This window comes from Streptomyces sp. ISL-66 (genome assembly GCF_018614135.1).
Lineage (GTDB): Bacteria > Actinomycetota > Actinomycetes > Streptomycetales > Streptomycetaceae > Streptomyces.
This window is the reverse complement of sequence record NZ_JAGGOW010000165.1, coordinates 1-5234: the sequence shown is the minus strand read 5'-3', so window position 1 is coordinate 5234 and position 5234 is coordinate 1. Positions and strand designations below refer to the sequence as shown.

The window sequence follows — 5234 nt, the reverse complement described above, 5'->3', positions numbered from 1 at the left end:
GGGCACCGGCCCGCGGCGACCGTCCGGCGCGCGGGCGAGCCGTTCACCGCGCCGTGAGGGGCGTACGGCGATCCGCCCGGGCCGTCGGCCGCAGCGGGGCCCCCGGCGGCCGGTCCCGCCTCCCGGCCGCGCGTATCGTGGATCTTCCGCCCCGGGAGGAAGCAGATGTCCGAAATCCAGGCGCTGCTCGACTCGCTGACCGGACTGCCCCGCACCCGTCCGGCCGGTCCCGCCGAGGCCGAGGCACTGCTGGCCCGCCTGCGCAGCGCGGCCGCGCGCTGGGCCGACGTCCTGTACGAGGCCCACGAGGGCGTGCGCGGGCAGGTGCCGCCGAGGGCGGAGGCCGCGCTGACGCTGGCGTTCCGGCGCGCGGAGGAATCGTACGTGGAGCTGGAAATCGCCCTGCGCGACTGCGCGGAGCACCGCGACCCCGCACACTGACGGCAACCTGCCGGGCGTGCCGGGCGGCTGCGGGAGGGCCTGTTGACCGGCCCGGGGCATGCGTAGACTCCCGTGACCCCGCCCCCAGCCGAAGGACCGACCGGTGAACCAGACGTACGCGCTGACCGCGGTCGCCGTCGTCGTCCTGGTCACGGTGCTGGTCGGCGCGCTGGGCCTGCGGATATCCCGGACCACCTCCGACTTCTACGTGGCCTCGCGCACGGTCGGCCCCCGCCTCAACGCGGCGGCCATCAGCGGTGAGTACCTGTCCGCGGCCTCCTTCCTCGGCGTCGCCGGCCTGGTGCTGCTCCAAGGCCCCGAGATGCTCTGGTACCCGGTGGGCTACACCGCCGGGTACCTGGTGCTGCTCGTCCTGGTCGCGGCCCCGCTGCGCCGCTCGGGCGCGTACACGCTGCCCGACTTCGCCGAGGCCCGGCTCGAATCGCGGGCGGTGCGCCGGATCGCGGTGCTGTTCGTGCTCGGGGTCGGCTGGCTGTACCTGCTGCCGCAGTTGCAGGGCGCCGGGCTGACGCTGGAGATCCTGACGGGGGCACCGCACTGGGTGGGCGGGGTGGTCGTCGCCTGCGTGGTGACGGCGGCGGTGGCGGCCGGCGGGATGCGCAGCATCACCTTCGTCCAGGCCTTCCAGTACTGGCTGAAACTGACCGCGCTGCTCGTCCCGGTGTTCTTCCTGCTGGCGGCCTGGGTGGGGGACGGTGCGCCGCGCGCCACCTTCGACGCCCCGGCGGTTTTCCGCGAGCACACCTCCGTGACGCTGGCCGAGGACGTACGCCTGTCCCTGGACGCGCCGCTGACGGTCACGGTCACCGGGCAGGTGGACGGGCACGCGTACGCGGAGGAGCCCGTGACCCTGGGCGCCGGGCAGCATTCCGTACGGGCCCGCGCGCGCCTCGCCTTCGCCCCCGGCTCCCCCGTGCCCGCGAGGCCGGCGGACGGCGCGCTCGGGGTGTCCAGCTGGTCGGAGCCGCTGTCCGGGGACCGCCCGGAGCTGCGGCTGTACGCGACGTACGGGCTGATCCTGGCGACCTTCCTCGGGACCATGGGGCTGCCGCACGTGGCGGTCCGCTTCTACACGAGCCCGAACGGGCGGGCGGCGCGGCGGACCACGCTGGTGGTGCTGGTGCTGGTCGGCGGGTTCTACCTGCTGCCGCCCGTGTACGGGGCGCTGGGCCGGATCTACGCCCCTGAGCTGGCCCTCACCGGCGAGGCGGACGCGGCGGTGCTGGTGCTGCCCGCCCGGATGGTGGGCGGGCTCACCGGAGAGCTGCTGGGGGCGCTGCTGGCCGGGGGCGCGTTCGCGGCGTTCCTGTCGACGGCTTCCGGGCTGACGATGGCGGTGGCGGGGGTGCTGCACCAGGACCTGCTGCCCTCGCGCGGGGTGCGCAGCTTCCGGGTCGCGGTGCTCGTGGCGATCCTGGTTCCGCTGGCCGGGAGCGTGGCGGCGGCGGACGTGCCGGCGGCGGACGCGGTGGGGCTGGCCTTCGCCGTGTCGGCGTCCTCGTTCTGCCCGCTGCTGGTGCTGGGGATCTGGTGGCGCGGGCTGACCCCGCCGGGTGCGGTGGCCGGGCTGGTGACGGGGGGCGGGGCCGCGCTGAGCGCGGTGCTGGCGACCCGTGCCGGGCTGGCTCCGGCGGGCTGGGTCAACACGCTGCTGGCGTGGCCGGCGGTGTGGTCGGTGCCGTTGGGGTTCCTGACGATGGTGGTGGTGTCGCTGGCCACGCCCGGACGGGTCCCGGTGGGGACGGCGGCGACGCTGGCCCGGCTGCACCTGCCGGAGGACGTGGCGGGCGGTGCTCCATGAGCGGAGCGGTGCTCTCGGTCCTGGCGGCGGCCGGCGCCCCGCTGCTGCTGGCCCTCGGCTGGGCCGCCGGCCGCCGGCACGCCCGGCGCGGCGAGCGCGCGCTGGGCCTCGACCTCGGCACCCCCGTCGAACGGGCCACCTTCCACACCCTGCACACCGCCTCGCTCGCGGCTCCCCCGCTGCGCGCCGGACTCACCGAGGACGCGGCCCGCAAGGCCGCCAAACGCCTGCGCTCGCTGCTCGGCACCGAGGCACTGTGCCTGACCGACCGCGAACACGTCCTCGCCTGGGACGGGCCGGGCGCCGACCACCACCAGCGACGGGCGATGGCCCGGGTCGCGGTGATGCTGGAGTCGGGCCGCAGCCAGAGCGTGCGGACCGAGTGCGAGCGGCCCGACTGCCCGCTGCGGTGGGCGGTCGTCGCCCCGCTGACCGGCGAGGACGGGATGCTGGGCGCGCTGGTGGCCTACGGCTCGCGGGAGTCGGCGGTCCTGGTGCGGGCCGCGACCGAGCTCGCGCGCTGGGTCTCCGTACAACTGGAGCTGTCCGAGCTGGACCGCTCGCGCACCCGGCTGATGGAGGCGGAGATCAAGGCGCTGCGCGCACAGATCTCACCGCACTTCATCTTCAACTCCCTCGCGGCGATCGCCTCGTTCGTGCGCACCGATCCGGAGCGGGCCCGGGACCTGCTGCTGGAGTTCGCGGACTTCACCCGCTACTCCTTCCGCCGGCAAGGGGACTTCACCACCCTGGCGGAAGAGCTGCGCTCCATCGAGCAGTACCTGGCCCTGGCCGGCGCCCGGTTCGGGGAGCGGCTGAAGCTGACCCTGCGGGTGGCGCCGGAGGTCCTGCCGGTGGCGCTGCCGTTCCTGTGTCTGCAGCCGTTGGTGGAGAACGCGGTCAAGCACGGGCTGGAGGACTCCACCGAGGAGTGCCGGATCACCATCGCGGCCCGGGACGCGGGCGCGGAGGCGCTGATCACGATCGAGGACAACGGCGTCGGGATGGATCCGGCCCTGCTGCGCCGGATCCTGGCCGGGGAGCACACCGGCTCCTCGTCGGGCGTCGGGCTGCCCAATGTGGACGAACGGCTGCGCCAGGTCTACGGGGACGACCACGGGCTCGTCATCGAAACCGGGATCGGCGCGGGCATGAAGATTACGGTGCGGATTCCCAAATACCGTGCGGGTGTGCACAGTTCGGCCCCACGCGGCCGAATTCCCCGCCACTGACCGGCCCGGGAACGCCCGTGGCCCCCGGCGTCCGCGCGGGACGGCCGGGGGCCACGGGAAGAACCGGTACCGGGACGGACTAGCTCCAGCTGGCGTGCAGCGGCTTGCCCTCGGCGTAACCCGCCGCGGACTGGATGCCGACGACGGCCTTCTCCTCGAACTCCGCGAGGGAAGCCGCACCCGCGTAGGTGCAGGAGGACCGGACGCCCGCGATGATCGAGTCGATCAGGTCCTCGACGCCCGGACGGGTCGGGTCCAGGAACATCCGCGAGGTGGAGATGCCCTCCTCGAAGAGACCCTTGCGGGCACGGTCGTAGGCCGACTCCTCCGACGTGCGGTTCTGCACCGCGCGCGCCGAGGCCATGCCGAAGGACTCCTTGTACGGGCGGCCGTCGGCCGACTGCTGCAGGTCGCCCGGGGACTCGTACGTACCCGCGAACCAGGAGCCGATCATGACGTTCGACGCGCCGGCGGCCAGCGCCATCGCCACGTCGCGCGGGTGACGGACGCCGCCGTCGGCCCACACGTGCTTGCCGTACTTCTTGGCCTCGGCCGCGCACTCCAGCACCGCGGAGAACTGCGGGCGGCCCACGCCGGTCATCATGCGGGTGGTGCACATGGCACCGGGGCCCACACCGACCTTGATGATGTCGGCGCCGGCGTCGATCAGGTCCTTGACGCCCTCGGCGGCGACGATGTTGCCGGCGACGATCGGGACCTGCGGGTCGAGCGCGCGGACGGCCTTGATCGCGCTGATCATCGATTCCTGGTGGCCGTGCGCGGTGTCGATGACGAGCGTGTCCACGCCCGCGTCGAGCAGCTGCTTCGCCTTGGCCACGAAGTCGCCGTTGATGCCGACGGCGGCGGCGACGCGCAGCTTGCCGTTGGCGTCGGTCGCGGGGGTGTACAGGGTCGCGCGCAGCGCGGCCTTGCGGGTGAGGATGCCGACGAGCTTGCCGTCCTCGTCGACGGCCGGGGCCAGCTTGCGGTGGCCGGCGTCGAGCTTGTTGAACGCCTCGCGGGGGTCGATGTCGGCGTCGAGGAGCAGGAGCTCCTTCGACATGACCTCGGAGAGCTGCGTGAAGCGGTCCACGCCGGTCAGGTCGTGGTCGGTGACGACGCCGACCGGGCGGCCGTCGGCGTCGACGACGACACCGGCTCCGTGCGCCCGCTTGGGCAGCAGGGACAGCGCGTCGGCGACGGTCTGGGTGGGCGCCAGCGTGATCGGGGTGTCGAGCACGAGGTGGCGGGTCTTGACCCAGGAGATGACGTCGGTGACGACGTCGATCGGGATGTCCTGCGGGATGACGACGATGCCGCCGCGGCGGGCGACCGTCTCGGCCATCCGGCGGCCGGCGATGGCGGTCATGTTGGCCACGACCAGCGGAATGGTGGTGCCGGTGCCGTCGGGCGCCGAGAGGTCGACGCCCTGGCGGGAGCCGACCGCGGAACGGCTCGGCACCATGAACACATCGTCGTACGTCAGGTCGTACGGCGGCTTCAGATCATTGAGGAAACGCACGTGCTGAACATCCCAGTCGATCGGAGGTGACCCCGACAGGGCAGTCGAGGAACGCACGTACTTCATTCTCCCACGACCTGGTGTTCACACCGCCCGGGCTGATCCTCCAGGACGGATGCGGCCGGATGGTCGCTTCCTACGGGCCTTTGGTCCTTCGGAGGCTCGGCACGAGTCCCGCGGGTCCCGCCGGGGCCCCCGGGGCCGCCGGGGCCGCCGC

Annotated in this window: 4 protein-coding genes; 3 read left to right on the top strand and 1 reads right to left on the bottom strand. The window is 73.7% G+C overall.

The features are described 5' to 3' along the window. Positions 1-165: 165 nt before the first annotated feature. The 3 genes from J7E97_RS29405 to J7E97_RS29395 all read left to right on the top strand — a co-directional run bounded on the left by J7E97_RS29405 (position 166) and on the right by J7E97_RS29395 (position 3495). Complete coding sequence (locus tag J7E97_RS29405; protein WP_215033633.1) at positions 166-441, top strand: hypothetical protein; 276 nt, start codon at positions 166-168, stop codon at positions 439-441. A 103-nt stretch (positions 442-544) separates the two neighbouring features. Continuing rightward, positions 545-2263 carry a cation acetate symporter gene (locus J7E97_RS29400; RefSeq protein ID WP_215033631.1) on the top strand — a complete coding sequence of 573 codons (1719 nt, stop codon included), beginning with the start codon at positions 545-547 and terminating at the stop codon, positions 2261-2263. Further along, the gene (locus J7E97_RS29395; RefSeq protein WP_215033629.1) at positions 2260-3495 is read left to right on the top strand and encodes a histidine kinase; all 1236 of its coding nucleotides are present in this window, start codon (positions 2260-2262) and stop codon (positions 3493-3495) included. The genes J7E97_RS29400 and J7E97_RS29395 overlap by 4 nt, the downstream gene beginning before the upstream one ends. A 79-nt stretch (positions 3496-3574) precedes the next feature. Here the strand turns inward: J7E97_RS29395 and J7E97_RS29390 are convergent, their stop codons facing one another. Next, positions 3575-5083 carry a GuaB1 family IMP dehydrogenase-related protein gene (locus J7E97_RS29390; RefSeq protein WP_251055346.1) on the bottom strand — a complete coding sequence of 503 codons (1509 nt, stop codon included), beginning with the start codon at positions 5081-5083 and terminating at the stop codon, positions 3575-3577. Positions 5084-5234: the final 151 nt, after the last annotated feature.